This is a genomic window from Rhodococcus sp. ACS1 (assembly GCF_002300155.1).
Taxonomy (GTDB): Bacteria; Actinomycetota; Actinomycetes; order Mycobacteriales; family Mycobacteriaceae; genus Rhodococcus_F; species Rhodococcus_F koreensis.
Window position 1 is genome coordinate 1,290,247 of record NZ_NSDZ01000004.1, and the last position, 14,458, is coordinate 1,304,704.

A 14,458-nucleotide genomic window follows, 5' to 3' on the forward strand; every position below is an offset into this window, starting at 1 on the left:
TGAAATGCGGATGTTGATCTTCCCGGCTAGCGGAGGAATGCGCCGTGAACAAGAAGACGACCTGGATCCTGGCTCCGCTCGCTGCCGCGACCCTCGCACTGAGTGGCTGCGGCAACGACTCGTCCGACTCGTCCGCGCCGAGCGCCACCAGCGCCGCGGAGGCCACGAGCAGCGGCGAAGCGGCGCCCGCGTCGAACATGATGGAGAAGATTCCGTCACCCTTCGTGATGACCCCGCAGATGGACCCGACGTACGTCGGGTCGGTCGACGGGACCGACGCGTACATCGCGCTGGCCAGGTCGGGCGACGACATGGTCGCCTTCCTGTGCGACGGGGACCAGATGTGGACGTGGATGACCGGCACCATGGAGGGTGACAAAGCGTCGATGTCTTCGCCGGACGGAGCGACGCTCACGGCGTCGATGAGCGACGGCACCGTGACGGGGCAGGTCAGCGCGCCGGGCATGGCCGACAAGGCGTTCACCGCCAAACCTGTCGCCGCGGAGGACGGGCTGTTCCGGGCCACCACCAACCACGACGGCACCGACTACACCCTCGGCTGGATCATGACCCCCGACGGCGTCCGCGGGCTCGAACGGCAGGCCAACGGCTCGACCACCGGTGGCATCGCCGTCGACCGGAACGAAGACCAGATGGACGATCGGCAGCGGGAGCGGCGCGCTGAACGACGCGAACAGCTGGACTGCGACGAGATGCAGAACTACAACACGTGGTTGGTGGCGCAACCGCAGACGCCGCCGGTGGCCGAGATGGTGTCGATGAACAGCGTGCAGATGGAAGGCTGTTGACAAGGGGCGTGCGTGCTAGCAGCGTCCGTCCGGAGTGTCGCAGCGGTACCACGCGCGCGCGTTGCCGCCCATGACCTTGTCGAAGTCGTCGCCGACGGCGTCCGCGACGATGTCGATGTCGCTGTCCTGGAACACTCTTCGGGATCGGCTGCCAGGTAGGTCGGTGCCGAACATCAGCGCCTCGGGGTTGACGGCGTGAATCTTGCGCAGCACGTCGCCGACGTTCTCGATGGTGGTCCGCCCGAACCCGGTGGCCTTCACCCGGACTCCCCGGTCGACGAGATCGAGGAGGTACGGCAGGCCCCGCGTCGACATTCCCAGGTGGTCGATGCACACGGCGGGCAGCTTCGCGAACACCGGCTCGAGCGACAGCAGCAGCGTGGCGTCCACGTAGAATTCGGCGTGCCAGCCGGCCAGCTCGTACGCCCGCAGGGCCTGTTTGGTGAGGAGCTTCACGTCGGTCGCGCTGCGCCGAAGGTTGAACCGGACGGCCCGGACCCCGGCGCGGTCGAGTTCGAGGATGCTCTCGTCGGTGGTGTCGAGTTCCATCTGGGTGACGCCCACCCAGCTGGGGCCGAGCTCCTCGAGCGCGGCTTTCAGGTAATTCTGATCGGTGCCCTGGTACGAGGCCGTGACGACGGCGCCGCCGTCCACGCCGAAGCCTGCCGTGCGGGCCCGGTAGTCGGCGACGGTGAACGGCTCCGGAAGGTAGCCGTGGTTCTCGACCACCGGGAACCGGGGATCGATGATGTGAACGTGGGCGTCAAACACGACTCATATCCTGCCTTCTGCGGGCGACGGCGCGGGGCATCGCGTCGGCAACCGGGGTGAGCCTCGCGGCCATCCGGAGACACCTGGTCCGAGACGACGGAAGGGAACCTCCCGCGGGAGGTTCCCTTCGCACCGAGTCGGAAGATCAGGCCTTGTCGGGCTCGCTGGCCTTGAGCATGTCCTCACGCTCGACGACCTTGATCCGCTCGCGGCCCTCGGGCTCGCCCAGGCTGCGCTCGTGCGCGTCGAGGCGGTACCAGCCCTGCCAGGTGGTGTAGGGGACCTGCTTGCCCTCGAGGAACTCGATGATCGCGTCCTCGCCCGGGTTCGCGGGCTCGGGGAAGCCGGTCCGGTCCTCGAGCAGGTTCGCGACGGTCTCGTTCGCGTCGCCCTTGGTGTGGCCGATCAGGCCGACCGGGCCGCGCTTGATCCAGCCGGTGACGTAGGTGGCCGGCATGAACCGGGCGGTGCCCTCGGCGGTGTCGTCGGCGATGACGCGTCCGGCCTCGTTCGGGACGGTGCCCGCCTGCTCGTCGAACGGCAGCTTCGCGATGTTCTGCGACAGGTAACCCACGGCGCGGTACACGGCCTGGACGTCCCAGTCGTTGAACTTGCCGGTGCCCTTGACGTTGCCGGTGCCGTCCAGCTGGGTGCGCTCGGTGCGCAGACCGACGACCTTGCCGTCCTCGCCGAGCACCTCGGTGGGCGACTCGAAGAAGTGCAGGAACAGCTTGTGCGGGCGGTTGCCCACGTCGCGGATGGCCCAGTCCTGCAGGGTGTTGGCGACCATGTCGACCTGCTTGGAGTTGCGGCGCGCCTGCTCGGAGCCCTCGTCGTAGTCGATGTCCTCGGGATCGACGATGACCTCGATCGTCGGCGAGTGGTCGAGTTCACGCAGCTCGAGGGGGGTGAACTTGGCCTGCGCCGGTCCGCGGCGACCGAACACGTGGACCTCGACGGCCTTGTTGGCCTTGAGTCCCTCGTAGACGTTGGCGGGGATCTCCGTCGGCAGCAGTTCGTCGCCGGTCTTGGCGAGGACGCGCGCGATGTCGAGGGCGACGTTGCCGACACCGAGGACGGCGACCTTCTCGGCCTCGAGGGGCCAGGTGCGCGGGACGTCGGGGTGGCCGTCGTACCAGGAGACGAAGTCGGCGGCGCCGTAGCTGCCGTCGAGTTCGATGCCGGGGATGTTGAGGGCGCGGTCGGCGTTGGCGCCGGTGGAGAAGATCACCGCGTCGTAGAAGCTGTGCAGGTCTTCGAGGGTGATGTCGCTGCCGTAGTCGATGTTGCCCAGCAGGCGGACCGACGGCTTGTCGAGCACCTTGTGCAGGGCGGTGATGATGCCCTTGATGCGCGGGTGGTCGGGGGCGACGCCGTACCGGATCAGACCGAAGGGGGCAGGCATCCGCTCGAAGAGGTCGATGCTGATCCCGCCGTCAGACGCGGCATCGGATTTCATGAGTGCGTCGGCTGCGTAGATACCGGCGGGGCCGGCACCCACGATCGCAACGCGCAACGGACGTGTCTGATCAGTCATCTGGAGCGAACTACCTTCTGAAGGGCGGACAACGAAACCTCAGCTTAAATTAAGCCCAGCCTAATCGGGTGGCCGAGGTGCAGCAGACAGGGCAAAGCCCATTCTCGGGACTCACGCCTGTAGAGGGTAGTCGCCTCCGCGTTGGGGGGTCACAAACACGATTTGTAGGGGCAGCTCTATACACTCGTGGCCAGCCGAGATCGAAGGGAAGTCATGTCCGGTTCGAGCGAATCGCCTCAGCACGACGTGGGAGGCGCGGAAGATCCGGTGGATCCCCGGCGCATCACGGCGGTGCCGTTCATCGCCGCCGTCACCGTCATCGTCGTCATCCTCGTCGCCATCGTGGTGTCCAGCATGCTCTCGCCCGCCGACGAGAACGTCACGGAAGCGGACCGCATCAACCGTTCGGTGGCCGACTTCATCCAGGCCCACAACCACGACGACGCCGATCTGCAGAAGACGCTGGTCTGCCCGACGTGGTCCGACGACCGGTCCGTGCTCCGGGGCAGGGAAGGCGACGTCACGCTGCAGGGCGTCGAGTCGTCCGAGGTCAACGGCGACCGTGCCCGGGCAGAGGTCCGGGTCAGCGCCGACGACGGCAAGGGCGAGACGACGGATACCTGGCAATTGACGCGGGACGGCGAGACATGGGTCGTCTGCAACTGACCGTTGCCCGGAAGGGCGCACAGAACAGGGTTGTGAAAAGCTGACATGGTGAGTTACGCAGGCGACATAACGCCGGAGCATGCCTGGGAGCTGCTCCGCGACAATCCCGACGCGGTGCTGGTAGACGTGCGGACGGACGCCGAGTGGAAATACGTCGGAGTCCCCGACACGACCTCCCTCGGGCGGAAGACCGTGCTGATCGAATGGGTCAGCTACCCGACGGGCAGTCGTAACGACAACTTCGTGGACCAGCTGAAGGAGGCCGGGATCGCGGGCGGCGACAACGCCCCGGTGATCTTCCTGTGTCGCTCCGGCCAGCGGTCCATCGGTGCGGCGGAAGCCGCGACAGCGGCGGGCATCGGCCCGTCGTACAACGTGCTCGACGGTTTCGAAGGCGGCCTGGACGCCGACGGTCATCGTGGGGCGGTCGGCTGGCGGGCTCTGGGCCTGCCGTGGAGGCAGTGGTGAGTGCAATTCCTCAAGGCGGCGCGTTTCAGAAGGCGCTGCCGGACGACATCGGCCAGGGCACGATCAGCGTGCGCGGAGGAACCCTCCGTTCCGGCTTCGAAGAGACGTCCGAAGCGATTTTCCTGAACTCCGGTTTCGTGTTCGAGAGCGCGGGAGCGGCCGAGGCGTCGTTCACCGGCGACATCGACCACTTCGTCTACTCCCGGTACGGCAACCCCACCGTCAAGATGTTCGAGGAGCGGCTGCGCCTCATCGAGGGTGCGGAGGCCTGCTTCGGCACCGCCAGCGGAATGTCCGCGGTGTTCACCGCACTCGGTGCGCTGCTCAAGGCAGGCGACCGACTCGTCGCGGCGCGCAGCCTGTTCGGCTCCTGCTTCGTGGTGTGCAACGAGATCCTGCCCCGCTGGGGTGTGGAGACGGTGTTCGTCGACGGTGAAGACCTCGACCAATGGGAGAAGGCTCTGTCCGAGCCGACCACCGCGGTGTTCTTCGAGACACCATCGAACCCGATGCAGACACTCGTGGACGTGCCCCGGGTGGCGGAACTCGCACACGCCGCCGGCGCCAAGGTCGTGCTCGACAACGTGTTCGCGACCCCGCTGCTGCAGCACAGCCTGGAACTGGGCGCCGACATCGTCGTCTACTCCGGCACCAAGCACATCGACGGCCAGGGCCGCGTGCTCGGCGGGGCGATCCTCGGTCCGAAGGACTACATCGAGGGACCCGTCCAGAACCTCATGCGCCACACCGGGCCGGCACTGAGCCCGTTCAACGCGTGGACGCTCCTCAAGGGGCTCGAGACGATGCCGATCCGGGTGCGGCACTCCGTCGGCTCGGCACTGGAGATCGCCCAGTTCCTCGAGGGCCACTCCGCCGTCGACTGGGTCAAGTACCCGTATCTCGAGTCGCACCCCCAGTACGACCTCGCCAAGCGGCAGATGAGCGGCGGTGGCACCGTCGTCACCTTCGCGCTGAACGCGCCCGAGAGCGAAGCGAAGAAGCGGGCGTTCGAACTCCTCGACGCCCTGCGGCTGGTCAACATCTCCAACAACCTCGGCGACTCCAAGTCGCTCATCACCCACCCGGCCACCACCACCCACCGGGCGATGGGCCCGGAAGGTCGTGCGGCAGTGGGCATCACCGACGGCGTCGTCCGGCTGTCCGTCGGACTGGAAGACACCGCCGACCTCCTGACCGACCTGGAGCAGGCACTGGGATAGGCGCTTCGCGCCCGTGCGCCTTTCTGGTTGTTCCAGCAACCAGAAAGGCGCACGAGCCCGGAGGGCCTAGAGCGGTGCGTGGGGCGACGTGCTTCTGCCGGGCTCGATGCCTCGGGCGCGCAACGCGCCGTTCAGCGCGGTCGTATCACTCGATCGACTTACGCTGTCGAAGACGAACCAGACACCGCGTGCAGCAACGTCGCCGGCGTTGTAGAAGAGGTGTGGGCGGCACGAATCGAAGCAGAACGAATCCCCGGCCCGCAGTTCGTGTTCGTCGAAATCCAGTTTGAGCCTCAGCGTGCCCTCGAGGACGTAGGCGAACTCCACCCCCGCATGCCGCATCAATTTGCCGTCGACGGAACTCGAGGCGCCCGGTTCGTAGGTTACGAAGAGGGGTTCGATGTCGGTGCGCCCGCCGGTCGCCAAGCGCTCCCAACGGACCCCCTTTTCCATCTCGAGCACGGGGTTGTCGACAGCGCGCTGGATACCGGCGGCAGCGTCCTGGTTCTGCGCGAGTCTGACTTCCGCGCCGTCCAATCCGGTACCGCCAGTGGCGATCTCGTCCAGCGACACACCAAGCACTGCGGCGAGCCCGAACAGGGTCTTGACCGAGGGCTGAGTCTTCTGGTTCTCGACCTGTGACAGCAGACTCGTCGAGATTCCGAGCGGTTCCGCTACCTGGCGCAGCGACATCTTCTTCTGCAGACGCGCTCGCTTGAAGGCAACACCAATTGCTTCGTCCACTGCCGGCTCCGTTCTCACTGACGCCCTGTCCACTATCACTTCATGTTCTCGCGAGGCGAGGCCTCCGAAGACCGAATCTCGACAATGAGACTACATTAATCGTGCAATGGTGGATTGATGCTTCAGTGTCGATGAATCTCAGCCTTGTGGGGTCGCTGTCAGGGCCGGGTGGGTTCGGCGGCGGGTTCGACCCGTGGCAATTCGCACGGGACGAATCGCTCACCGGGCGCCTGGAATGACGTCGAGAAGCAGAGCGCGCGGATCTCTTCGTCGCCGGTCGGCCAGATGGTGTGCCGGGCGTTCCGCGGGATCTTGACGAGGTCTCCCCGCTGGACATGGCTGGCCTCGTCCTCGATCTGCATGACCGCCCGGCCCGAGAGGATGTAGTAGAACTCGAAAGTGTCGTGGTAGTGCGGCTGTAGTTGGGCGCCGGGCTGCACGGTGAATTCGGAGACGAAGTCGAAGAACGACGACCCTTCGGTCTCGTCGCGCATGGATCCCTCGGGGACGATCCAATAGACAGCGCCGGTGTCGTGGACAATTTCCGGCTCGAGTTGGTCGGCACGCTTGATGAACATGATTCTCCTGTTGTGCGGGTGATTGTGAAGCGACTGTCGAAATCCTGTGACGCCCGCGGTGGCGGGGTCCGACATAGATTTCACTCTGGCTCAATATTCTGAACTCGATCATGCACTCAGGCTGGCGAGGCTGTCAATCATCGGCCTGCTGCGCCGTCCCCGCGTCTCACTAGAGTCGACACAGTTCAACCACGATTTCTTCGGCATTGTTCCCGGGTGTCCACTGGCGTCACTGTCGATCGGGATTCGTGTGGCGCGCGACTCCAGGAATTTCAGTGCAGTTGACAATCCCTTTCCGGATGGGCATGCTCCATGTCACAATATTCAGTGTGAGTGAAATTTGATGCTCCCCCCGTTCCCATCGAAGGCAACGGACTGGGTGCGGTACCCCACGAGGGGTCGCCCGCACTGAACGGCATAGGAGCCGGTTGAAGTGTCGAGAACGTTGACGGAAGGACGGCCGAACATGAGCCGTAGAGGATTGTTCAGTGAGGAACGCTCCGCCGAGGTAGTGGTGGACAGCTTCGGCGACGGCACCGGTCCGCGGTTGCGCGAGATCCTGAGTTCGCTGGTGACGCACCTCCACGCATTCGTGAAGGAGGTCCAGCTCACGGACGAGGAGTGGAGAGTAGGAGTCGACTTCCTGACCGCAACCGGGCAGAGCTGCAACGACGTGCGGCAGGAGTTCATTCTGCTGTCGGATGTGCTGGGTGTGTCGACGCTGGTGGAGACCATCAACCACCGGGCGCTCGACGATACGACCGAGCAGACGGTGCTGGGGCCGTTTCACATGGTGGAATCCCCGGATCGCGAACTCGGCGCGAACATCGCGCTCGACGGCGGCGGGGAGCAATGCCTCGTGACGGGACGGGTCACGGGGCCGGAGGGCACACCCCTGGCCGGTGCGACCGTCGACGTGTGGCAGGCCAATGCGGACGGCTTCTACGACGTCCAGCAGCCGGCCATTCAACCGCATCGCAATCTCAGGGGATTGTTCCGTACCGACGAGGACGGAAGATTCTGGTTCCGGACGATCGTCCCGCGGTTCTATCCGATTCCAGACGACGGGCCCGTGGGTGTGCTTCTCGAACGGACCGGCCGTCATCCGAACAGGCCCGCGCACATGCACTTCATCGTCGCCGCCGAGGGGTATCAGCCTGTCACCACTCATCTCTTCGTCGACGACAGCGCCTACCTGGACTCCGACGTCGTGTTCGGTGTGAAGGAAAGCCTCATCCGCCAGTTCGTCGTCATCGACGATCCGGACCGGGCCGCGAAATTGGAGTTCGACAGTCCCTATCGCGCAGTGCATTTCGATGTGACTCTCAGTCAAGAGGGCGAACGGATGGTGGCCTCGTCATGAGTTTCCAGTCCGAATTCGGATACACCGCCCTCCCGATGAGGGTTCGCTTCGGTATCGATGTACTCGGCCAACTTCGATCGCACATCGCAGAGCTTGGAATCGAGCGGGCGATCGTCGTCTGCACCCCGGAGCAACGAACCGTGGCGGAATCGGTGCTCGCCCGTCTCGACGACCGCGGCGCCGGCATCTTCGACAGAGCCGAGATGCACGTACCGGTAGAAGTGGCCGACGATGCCGTCCGGTTCGCAGTCGACCGTGGTGCGGACGCGTGCGTCGTGGTCGGCGGTGGCTCGTCAGTCGGACTGGGCAAAGCAATTGCGCTCCAACACCGAATGCCCATCATTGCGATTCCGACCACGTACGCGGGATCGGAGATGACGCCGGTCTGGGGCTCGACTCGCGACGGTCACAAGCAGACCGGCTCGAGCCCGTCCGTGCTCCCCGCACTCGTCCTGTACGACCCGGGACTCACCACCACACTTCCTGCCGAATTGTCGGCGGCAAGTGGGATGAATGCAATGGCCCACGCGGTCGAAGCCCTGTATGCGCCGGATGCGTCGCCGATCATCTCACTGATGGCAGAGGAGGGAATTCGCGCCTTCGCCGAGGCGCTCCCACGAGTGGTCACAGATCCACAGAACATCGACCACCGTACTCGAGCCCTGTACGGCGCGTGGTTGTGCGGCGCCAGTCTCGGCGCCACCACCATGTCACTCCACCACAAGCTCTGCCACGCGATCGGCGGGTCGCTGAACTTGCCCCACTCGCAAACACACGCGATCGTGCTGCCCTATTCGATGGCGTACAACGAGTCGAGCGCTCCGGCGGCGCAGGCCGCAGTTCGGCGAGCCCTCCACACCGATACTTCGGCGGCGGTCGCTCTGTGGGAACTCACACAGAGCCTCCCCATTCCGCACGCTCTCACGCAGATCGGCATGACCGCGAGCGACATCGACACCGTCGTCGAGCAGGCACTGAGAAACCCGTACTCGAATCCGCGTGAGGTGACCGAGGAAGGCCTCCGGGGCCTCCTGCAGGATGCGCTCGCCGGCCGGCGGCCCACCGTTTCCGACCTTCGAACCGAATCGGCACGATAGTTCTGCCGTCGAGCCAGGAGCTTCACATGGCAAACACCACAGACACACTCACGATCCGCGAACTCGAGGATGCACGATACGACGCGGTAGTCGGTCAGGATTTCGACACCTTCGCGAGACTGTGTCATCCCGATCTCGCCTATTCGCACTCGTCAGGCGACACCGACACCCTCGAGACGTATCTCGACAAGGTGCGCAGTGGATTCTACGTCTACCACAAGATCGAGCATCCCATCGATTTCGTCCGAATCGTCGGCGATGTCGCACTCGTCGTAGGAGAGATGAACGCCCACATCACAGCAGGCGGCAGACCGAAGAGGCTGCGAAACCGCTGCCTTGCCGTGTGGAAGTACTCGGGCTCGGGATGGAGGTTGCTGGCCTACCAGCCGACTCCGCTCCGCGGAAGTACTGCAGACGCCGAAGATCTTCACACCTCCGACGACCTGAACACAGCACTGCCCCCATCACACAAGACTCGAGAGAGGCGATAGACAATGGATACTGGCCTCAGCGGCAAGATCGTTCTGATCACCGGCGCCGCATCAGGTATCGGAGCCGCGACCGCACGGGCTTTCGCCGCCGAGGGGGCGCACCTGGCGCTGGTCGACCGCGATGAAGCCGGGTTGAAGGCACTGTCGGATGAACTCGACCGGACCGTCACGCATTACGCCGTCGCCGACCTCGCGAGCGAGAGCGGCGTGGAGAGTGGCTTCGCCCAGGTACTGCACCCGTTCGCCGACCGGGTCGACGTGCTGTTCAACAACGTGGGAGCCGGCAGCCTCGGCGTCTTCGACACCCTCTCCGACACCGACTGGATGAACAGCATGGAACTGAATTTCATGAGCCAGGTACGTGCGATCTCCTACGTGCTTCCCCTCATGCGTGCCGCCGGGCGCGGAGCAATCGTCAACAACGCGTCAGATCTCGGCCGGCAGCCCATCATCGGCGGTCCCGACTACGCGGCATCGAAAGCAGCGATCCTGTCCCTCACGACGTCGTTGGCGAAGGCCGAAGGACCCGTCATCAGGGTCAACGCCGTTGCACCGGGCGCGATCATGTCACCGATGTGGGAGCGCGCAGGCGGACTCGCAGACACCTTCGCCGCAGTGCACGGTGTCGACCGAACGGAATCGATCGAGGCGGAGATGAAGTCACGGCATCTCCCGTTGGCGAGGATCGGGACGCCCGCCGAGGTCGCCAACGTCGTCGTGTTCCTCGCCTCGGACCTGGCTTCCTACGTGACCTCGAGTGTGTACGGCGTCGACGGTGGCTCGATCGGCAGCATCCTCTGATCCGCCGAACGCGACACCGCGCCGATCCGCCCACTCACCTCCACACTCTCATCGAGAGATGCGCGAGAACAACACCTTCGAATCCGCACAATCACAGCAGAGGAGTTCAACAATGTCGCTCGAAGCGGCCGCACACGAGTTGAAGCCGTCAGTCACGGCGCGCTTCAACGGTCACACTTCCATCGTCGTCGGCGGTTCGAAAGGGATCGGAAAGTCCACCGCGGAGCGCCTCGCGCAGGAGGGGTCGAACGTCGTCATAGCCGACATCGATCCGGCCGTCACCGAAACGGCGGCGAGTCTGGCGGCCGAGTACCCGGCCGTCACCGTAGTCGGCACAGTTGCCGACATCACCTCGCTAGCAGACTGCGAACGTGTCGTATCCGAGACAACCGCACAGTTCGGAGCATTCGACAACGTCGTCATCGCCGCAGGCGTCGTGAACAACCCCGCTGACGTCGTCACCTTGCCGGAAGCCGAATGGAATCGTGTCTTCGCCATCAACGTGACAGGGCCGTTCCTGTTCGCCAAGGCCGCGGTGCCGGTACTGAAGGGGCAGGGGCGCGGGCGGATCGTGCTGATCGCCTCGTTCTGGGGACGCGTCGGCCAGCCACTGTTCTCTGCCTACTGTGCGTCGAAGGCGGCAATCATCGTCCTGGCGCAATCCCTTGCCGCGGAGGTGGCGGGCGACGGTATCACCGTGAACACCGTCGCGCCGGGGATGACCAACACCGACCTGCACCGCCAGGCCCTGGTCGAAGAGGCCGCCAAGAGATCGATCACCTTCGAAGAGTTCCGCGATCAGGAGTATGCCCACATCCCGCTGGGGCGGTCGGCGGATCCCGTCGACATCGCCAACGCTGTTCTCTTCCTCACCTCGGACGAAGCACGTTATGTCACCGGGGCGTCCATCGACGTCAACGGTGGCGTCTTGTTCCGTTGAAACACCCTCTCCCAAAGGAATCACCATGGCATACGAACTGGACCCACGGTTCTCACATCACATGATCGACCTCGACGAGGTCCGGTTGCACTACGTTCGCGGAGGCGACGGGCCGCCGTTGGTGCTTCTGCACGGCTGGGGCTCGACCTGGTACATGTGGCGGAAGGTCATTTCCCAGCTGGCCGATCACTTCACGGTCATCGTGCCCGATCTTCGTGGCCTGGGCGACTCCGGCGTCCCGGAAAAGCCGCTGACGGGATATGACAAGAAGACGGTGGCTCAGGACATCCACCAGCTGGTGGAGAAGCTCGAGTTGGGGCCCGTTCACGTCGCGGGCCATGACCACGGTGCCGCCGTCGCGTATGCATACGCGGCGACTCACCGCGACGAGGTCCGCAGTCTCGTCTTCTGCGAAATGGCACTCAAGGGTGTCGCGGGGGACAAGGGCATCGAGTACTTCATGGATCAGCGCGACGAGCTTCGACTGTGGCACTTGTCGTTCCACGCAGCGAGCCACGTCGCCGAAATGCTGATCAGTGGTAAGGAGCGCGAGTATCTGCGGTGGTTCTACCGCATGCAGATGTACAACCTCGACGGCATCACGGACGAGGACATCGACGTCTACGCGCGGAGCTACTCGGGCCCGGGTGGTCTGCGGCTCGAGCTGTACCGGGCCTTCTACCAGGACGGTATCGACAATGCCGAACTGTCGAAGACCAAGCTGACCATTCCGGTCCTCGCGCTCGGGGGCGCGAACAGCATTCGGGATCTGTGTGTCAGCTCGATGGAGGCGGTAGCGGACAACGTCCGCGGCGTCGTGGTGCCGAACTGCGGTCACTGGCTTCCGGAAGAGCGCCCCGCCGAGTTCCTCGAGTCTGTCCAATCGTTCCTGAAAGAAGTTCCGGCGTAACCAGTACGGCCAGTGGTGCGCATGGTCGCGCACCACGGGGCGCAAGTGAAATGGAGTAAACATGTCCGTATCGGACAACGGGGTTCGGGACACCGCACCCGAGTCGATTCCGCACGGCGAATTCGACGGAAAGCGCGTCCTGGTGACCGGAGGCTCACGCGGCATCGGGGCCGCAATCTCCCACCATCTGCGCGAACGCGGCGCCCGAGTGGCGACCGTGGCCCGTTCGCTGCCCGCACAGAACCCATTGCTTCCGGACCTGATCACCGGTGACCTCACGCGGCCCGACGAGGCCGAGCGCGTGGCACACGCAGTGCTGGATCGGCTGGGCGGCATCGACATCGTCGTCCACTCGGCCGGCGCCGCGACATTGTCGGACGGCGGAGTTCTCGCGATGGGGGAGCACGACTGGGACGTCGCTCTGGAGACGAACCTCATGGCGGCGGTCCGAATCGACCGAGAGCTCGTTCCCGCGATGAAGGGCCAGGGATCCGGTGCGGTCGTCCACATCAGCTCCATCCAACGGAGATTCGCCCTCGGCGCCTCAGTTCCCTACGCGACGAGCAAAGCGGCGCTGACCGCGTACAGCAAGGCGCTCGCCGTCGAGGTGGCACCGTTCGGAGTTCGGGTCAACAGCATCGCCCCGGGAATCGTGGAGACGGAGATGTCGCAGGATTTCGCGAACTCTCTGGATGAGGGGAAGGCGGAGTTGATGGGCCTCTTCGGCGGTGTTCCCCTGGGTGACGTGGCCACGACCGCTGAAGTGGCCGAGCTGGTCGGCTTTCTGGTGTCCGACCGGTGCCCCTCCGTGATCGGCGCCGAGTACGCAATCGACGGTGGATCGATGCGTAGCGTATGACGGAGTCGAGTGAAGTGCGGGTTGTTCCGGGGGCGTAGTCCGCGTCGGCGGCGGATCAACGGACTGACTGTTGATCCGCCGCCGAACTCGGTTCTCCGGATCGAAAATCGGCGTGACCTTGACCGAGCCTGGTCCGAGAATCTAATCTTCCCTACTAGAACGTACTAGTCGTGAGTGGCGTACTTCGTTGGAGATACCGATGTTCCTGCTGGGCAGTGAAACTGCATGTGTGGCAACGACCGGGTGTGTGCTCTGATGGGCGCTCCGCGAGGATACGACGAAGACCGTGCACTCGAGGGGGCTCTTCGTCTGTTCTGGCTCCGTGGATACGAAGGGTCGTCCCTGGCCGGACTCCTCTGTGCGACCGGATTGAACCGGGCCAGCTTCTATCGCGTCTTCGACAGCAAGGAAGATCTGTTCGCGCGCGCGGTCGCACGCTACCAGCAGAAGTATCTGTCCTTTCGTGACGATGCGTTGGCCGAGCCCACTCCGCGGAGAATCGTCGAGAAGCTGCTCTACGGTTTGGCCGAGCTGCACACGGATTTGAACACGCCTCCAGGGTGCCTCGAAACCAATTCCGCACTTTCGTGCGTGGAGTCGAACGATGTTCGGCTCGAACTGATTCGAAGCCGCGACCAGACCCGGGCTTCGCTCGAAGCGCGATTCGCCGCGACAATGCGCCGTGAGCCGCTGCCTCGCGGCATGACGCCGGCTAAGGCTGCTTTGTTCGTCTCGACCGTCGTTCAGGGAATGGCAGTGCAGGCGAAGCATGGCACGAGCAGGGGCGAGCTGCGCGACCTCGTCGATTCGATCGTCGCCTCGTGGTGACGTGCGGATCATCCGTCCGTAGGTGAAATTTCCGGCTGTCGAGCAGATTTCGGCCCAGTAAAGCTGCAACTATTCGTGCCGAGTGAAATGCGGAATTCACGTGTGTTCAGACGTAGAACGGCGATTCTGATCACCGATTCTGAACAGGCCTTCTGAATACGAATTCTGAATATCGCGTCTGATCGGCGAATTATTCTATTTATGCAGGTAGGGTCCCATATTGGATGGTTTCGATCCTGCCTTCCGGGGAATTCTTCGCGCATCCCCCTTCGGCCGTTGACAATTCATCTGTGACGTAGCACTCTTGCACGCATCGCAATGTGTTGGGGATCACCCAACTTTCCCAGTGCGGACCTCACCGAGAGTAATTGTCTCG

The 14,458-nt window shown here is 64.2% G+C and carries 16 protein-coding genes; 12 read left to right on the plus strand and 4 right to left on the minus strand.

Annotated elements, in window-relative coordinates:
- Positions 1 to 44 precede the first annotated feature (44 nt).
- Positions 45 to 809, plus strand: coding sequence for a hypothetical protein (locus CJ179_RS18265; RefSeq protein WP_095862438.1), 765 nt, complete (start codon positions 45 to 47; stop codon positions 807 to 809).
- Positions 810 to 824: 15 nt separating this feature from the next.
- On the opposite strand, the gene CJ179_RS18270 is transcribed toward CJ179_RS18265, so the two are convergent.
- Positions 825 to 1,580, minus strand: coding sequence for an amidohydrolase (locus CJ179_RS18270; RefSeq protein WP_072947151.1), 756 nt, complete (start codon positions 1,578 to 1,580; stop codon positions 825 to 827).
- A 145-nt stretch (positions 1,581 to 1,725) separates the two neighbouring features.
- Positions 1,726 to 3,117 carry an FAD-dependent oxidoreductase gene (locus tag CJ179_RS18275; protein WP_095862439.1) on the minus strand — a complete coding sequence of 464 codons (1,392 nt, stop codon included), beginning with the start codon at positions 3,115 to 3,117 and terminating at the stop codon, positions 1,726 to 1,728.
- Positions 3,118 to 3,330: 213 nt separating this feature from the next.
- On the opposite strand from CJ179_RS18275, the gene CJ179_RS18280 reads away from it, so the two are divergent.
- From CJ179_RS18280 to CJ179_RS18290, 3 genes are read left to right on the plus strand one after another with little or no spacing between them, the layout of a single operon-like run.
- Entirely contained in the window at positions 3,331 to 3,783 is a 453-nt protein-coding gene (locus CJ179_RS18280) for a hypothetical protein (protein WP_072947149.1), read from the plus strand.
- A gap of 48 nt (positions 3,784 to 3,831) precedes the next feature.
- Positions 3,832 to 4,251: a rhodanese-like domain-containing protein gene (locus tag CJ179_RS18285; protein WP_072947168.1), complete on the plus strand. Its 420-nt coding sequence runs from the start codon at positions 3,832 to 3,834 to the stop codon at positions 4,249 to 4,251.
- A complete protein-coding gene (locus CJ179_RS18290; protein ID WP_083395780.1) occupies positions 4,248 to 5,471 on the plus strand; it encodes an O-succinylhomoserine sulfhydrylase in 1,224 nt (407 codons plus the stop codon). The genes CJ179_RS18285 and CJ179_RS18290 overlap by 4 nt, the downstream gene beginning before the upstream one ends.
- A gap of 66 nt (positions 5,472 to 5,537) precedes the next feature.
- Here the strand turns inward: CJ179_RS18290 and CJ179_RS18295 are convergent, their stop codons facing one another.
- Both CJ179_RS18295 and CJ179_RS18300 read right to left on the minus strand, forming a co-directional pair.
- Positions 5,538 to 6,215 carry a cupin domain-containing protein gene (locus tag CJ179_RS18295; RefSeq protein WP_244163735.1) on the minus strand — a complete coding sequence of 226 codons (678 nt, stop codon included), beginning with the start codon at positions 6,213 to 6,215 and terminating at the stop codon, positions 5,538 to 5,540.
- A gap of 158 nt (positions 6,216 to 6,373) precedes the next feature.
- Positions 6,374 to 6,793: a cupin domain-containing protein gene (locus CJ179_RS18300; RefSeq protein ID WP_179377610.1), complete on the minus strand. Its 420-nt coding sequence runs from the start codon at positions 6,791 to 6,793 to the stop codon at positions 6,374 to 6,376.
- Between the two features lie 466 nt (positions 6,794 to 7,259).
- On the opposite strand from CJ179_RS18300, the gene CJ179_RS18305 reads away from it, so the two are divergent.
- The 8 genes from CJ179_RS18305 (at position 7,260) to CJ179_RS18340 (ending at position 14,082) form a co-directional block, all read left to right on the plus strand.
- Complete coding sequence (locus CJ179_RS18305; protein WP_072947145.1) at positions 7,260 to 8,156, plus strand: intradiol ring-cleavage dioxygenase; 897 nt, start codon at positions 7,260 to 7,262, stop codon at positions 8,154 to 8,156.
- Positions 8,153 to 9,253, plus strand: a complete 1,101-nt coding sequence (locus CJ179_RS18310; RefSeq protein WP_095862441.1) for a maleylacetate reductase — start codon at positions 8,153 to 8,155, stop codon at positions 9,251 to 9,253. Before CJ179_RS18305 ends, CJ179_RS18310 begins: the two co-directional genes overlap by 4 nt.
- A gap of 26 nt (positions 9,254 to 9,279) precedes the next feature.
- Positions 9,280 to 9,744, plus strand: a complete 465-nt coding sequence (locus CJ179_RS18315) for a nuclear transport factor 2 family protein (RefSeq protein ID WP_083395781.1) — start codon at positions 9,280 to 9,282, stop codon at positions 9,742 to 9,744.
- Between the two features lie 3 nt (positions 9,745 to 9,747).
- Positions 9,748 to 10,545 (plus strand): SDR family NAD(P)-dependent oxidoreductase, encoded by a 798-nt coding sequence (locus CJ179_RS18320; protein ID WP_072947143.1) that lies wholly within the window; start codon positions 9,748 to 9,750, stop codon positions 10,543 to 10,545.
- A 112-nt stretch (positions 10,546 to 10,657) separates the two neighbouring features.
- Positions 10,658 to 11,485, plus strand: a complete 828-nt coding sequence (locus CJ179_RS18325; protein WP_167372206.1) for an SDR family NAD(P)-dependent oxidoreductase — start codon at positions 10,658 to 10,660, stop codon at positions 11,483 to 11,485.
- 25 nt (positions 11,486 to 11,510) lie between these two features.
- A complete protein-coding gene (locus CJ179_RS18330) occupies positions 11,511 to 12,395 on the plus strand; it encodes an alpha/beta fold hydrolase (RefSeq protein WP_095862442.1) in 885 nt (294 codons plus the stop codon).
- A 61-nt stretch (positions 12,396 to 12,456) separates the two neighbouring features.
- On the plus strand, positions 12,457 to 13,254 hold the full coding sequence (locus tag CJ179_RS18335; protein ID WP_083395783.1) for an oxidoreductase: 798 nt from the start codon (positions 12,457 to 12,459) through the stop codon (positions 13,252 to 13,254).
- A gap of 255 nt (positions 13,255 to 13,509) precedes the next feature.
- Positions 13,510 to 14,082 (plus strand): TetR/AcrR family transcriptional regulator, encoded by a 573-nt coding sequence (locus CJ179_RS18340; protein WP_072947141.1) that lies wholly within the window; start codon positions 13,510 to 13,512, stop codon positions 14,080 to 14,082.
- The last annotated feature ends 376 nt before the right edge of the window (positions 14,083 to 14,458 follow it).

Coding starts and splice junctions, on each gene's coding strand:
- CJ179_RS18275 (WP_095862439.1), bottom strand. CDS start 3,117: ATGACTGATCAGACACGTCCGTTGCGCGTTGCGATCGTGGGTGCCGGC.
- CJ179_RS18280 (WP_072947149.1), top strand. CDS start 3,331: ATGTCCGGTTCGAGCGAATCGCCTCAGCACGACGTGGGAGGCGCGGAA.
- CJ179_RS18300 (WP_179377610.1), bottom strand. CDS start 6,793: ATGTTCATCAAGCGTGCCGACCAACTCGAGCCGGAAATTGTCCACGAC.
- CJ179_RS18305 (WP_072947145.1), top strand. CDS start 7,260: ATGAGCCGTAGAGGATTGTTCAGTGAGGAACGCTCCGCCGAGGTAGTG.
- CJ179_RS18310 (WP_095862441.1), top strand. CDS start 8,153: ATGAGTTTCCAGTCCGAATTCGGATACACCGCCCTCCCGATGAGGGTT.
- CJ179_RS18315 (WP_083395781.1), top strand. CDS start 9,280: ATGGCAAACACCACAGACACACTCACGATCCGCGAACTCGAGGATGCA.
- CJ179_RS18320 (WP_072947143.1), top strand. CDS start 9,748: ATGGATACTGGCCTCAGCGGCAAGATCGTTCTGATCACCGGCGCCGCA.
- CJ179_RS18325 (WP_167372206.1), top strand. CDS start 10,658: ATGTCGCTCGAAGCGGCCGCACACGAGTTGAAGCCGTCAGTCACGGCG.
- CJ179_RS18330 (WP_095862442.1), top strand. CDS start 11,511: ATGGCATACGAACTGGACCCACGGTTCTCACATCACATGATCGACCTC.
- CJ179_RS18335 (WP_083395783.1), top strand. CDS start 12,457: ATGTCCGTATCGGACAACGGGGTTCGGGACACCGCACCCGAGTCGATT.
- CJ179_RS18340 (WP_072947141.1), top strand. CDS start 13,510: ATGGGCGCTCCGCGAGGATACGACGAAGACCGTGCACTCGAGGGGGCT.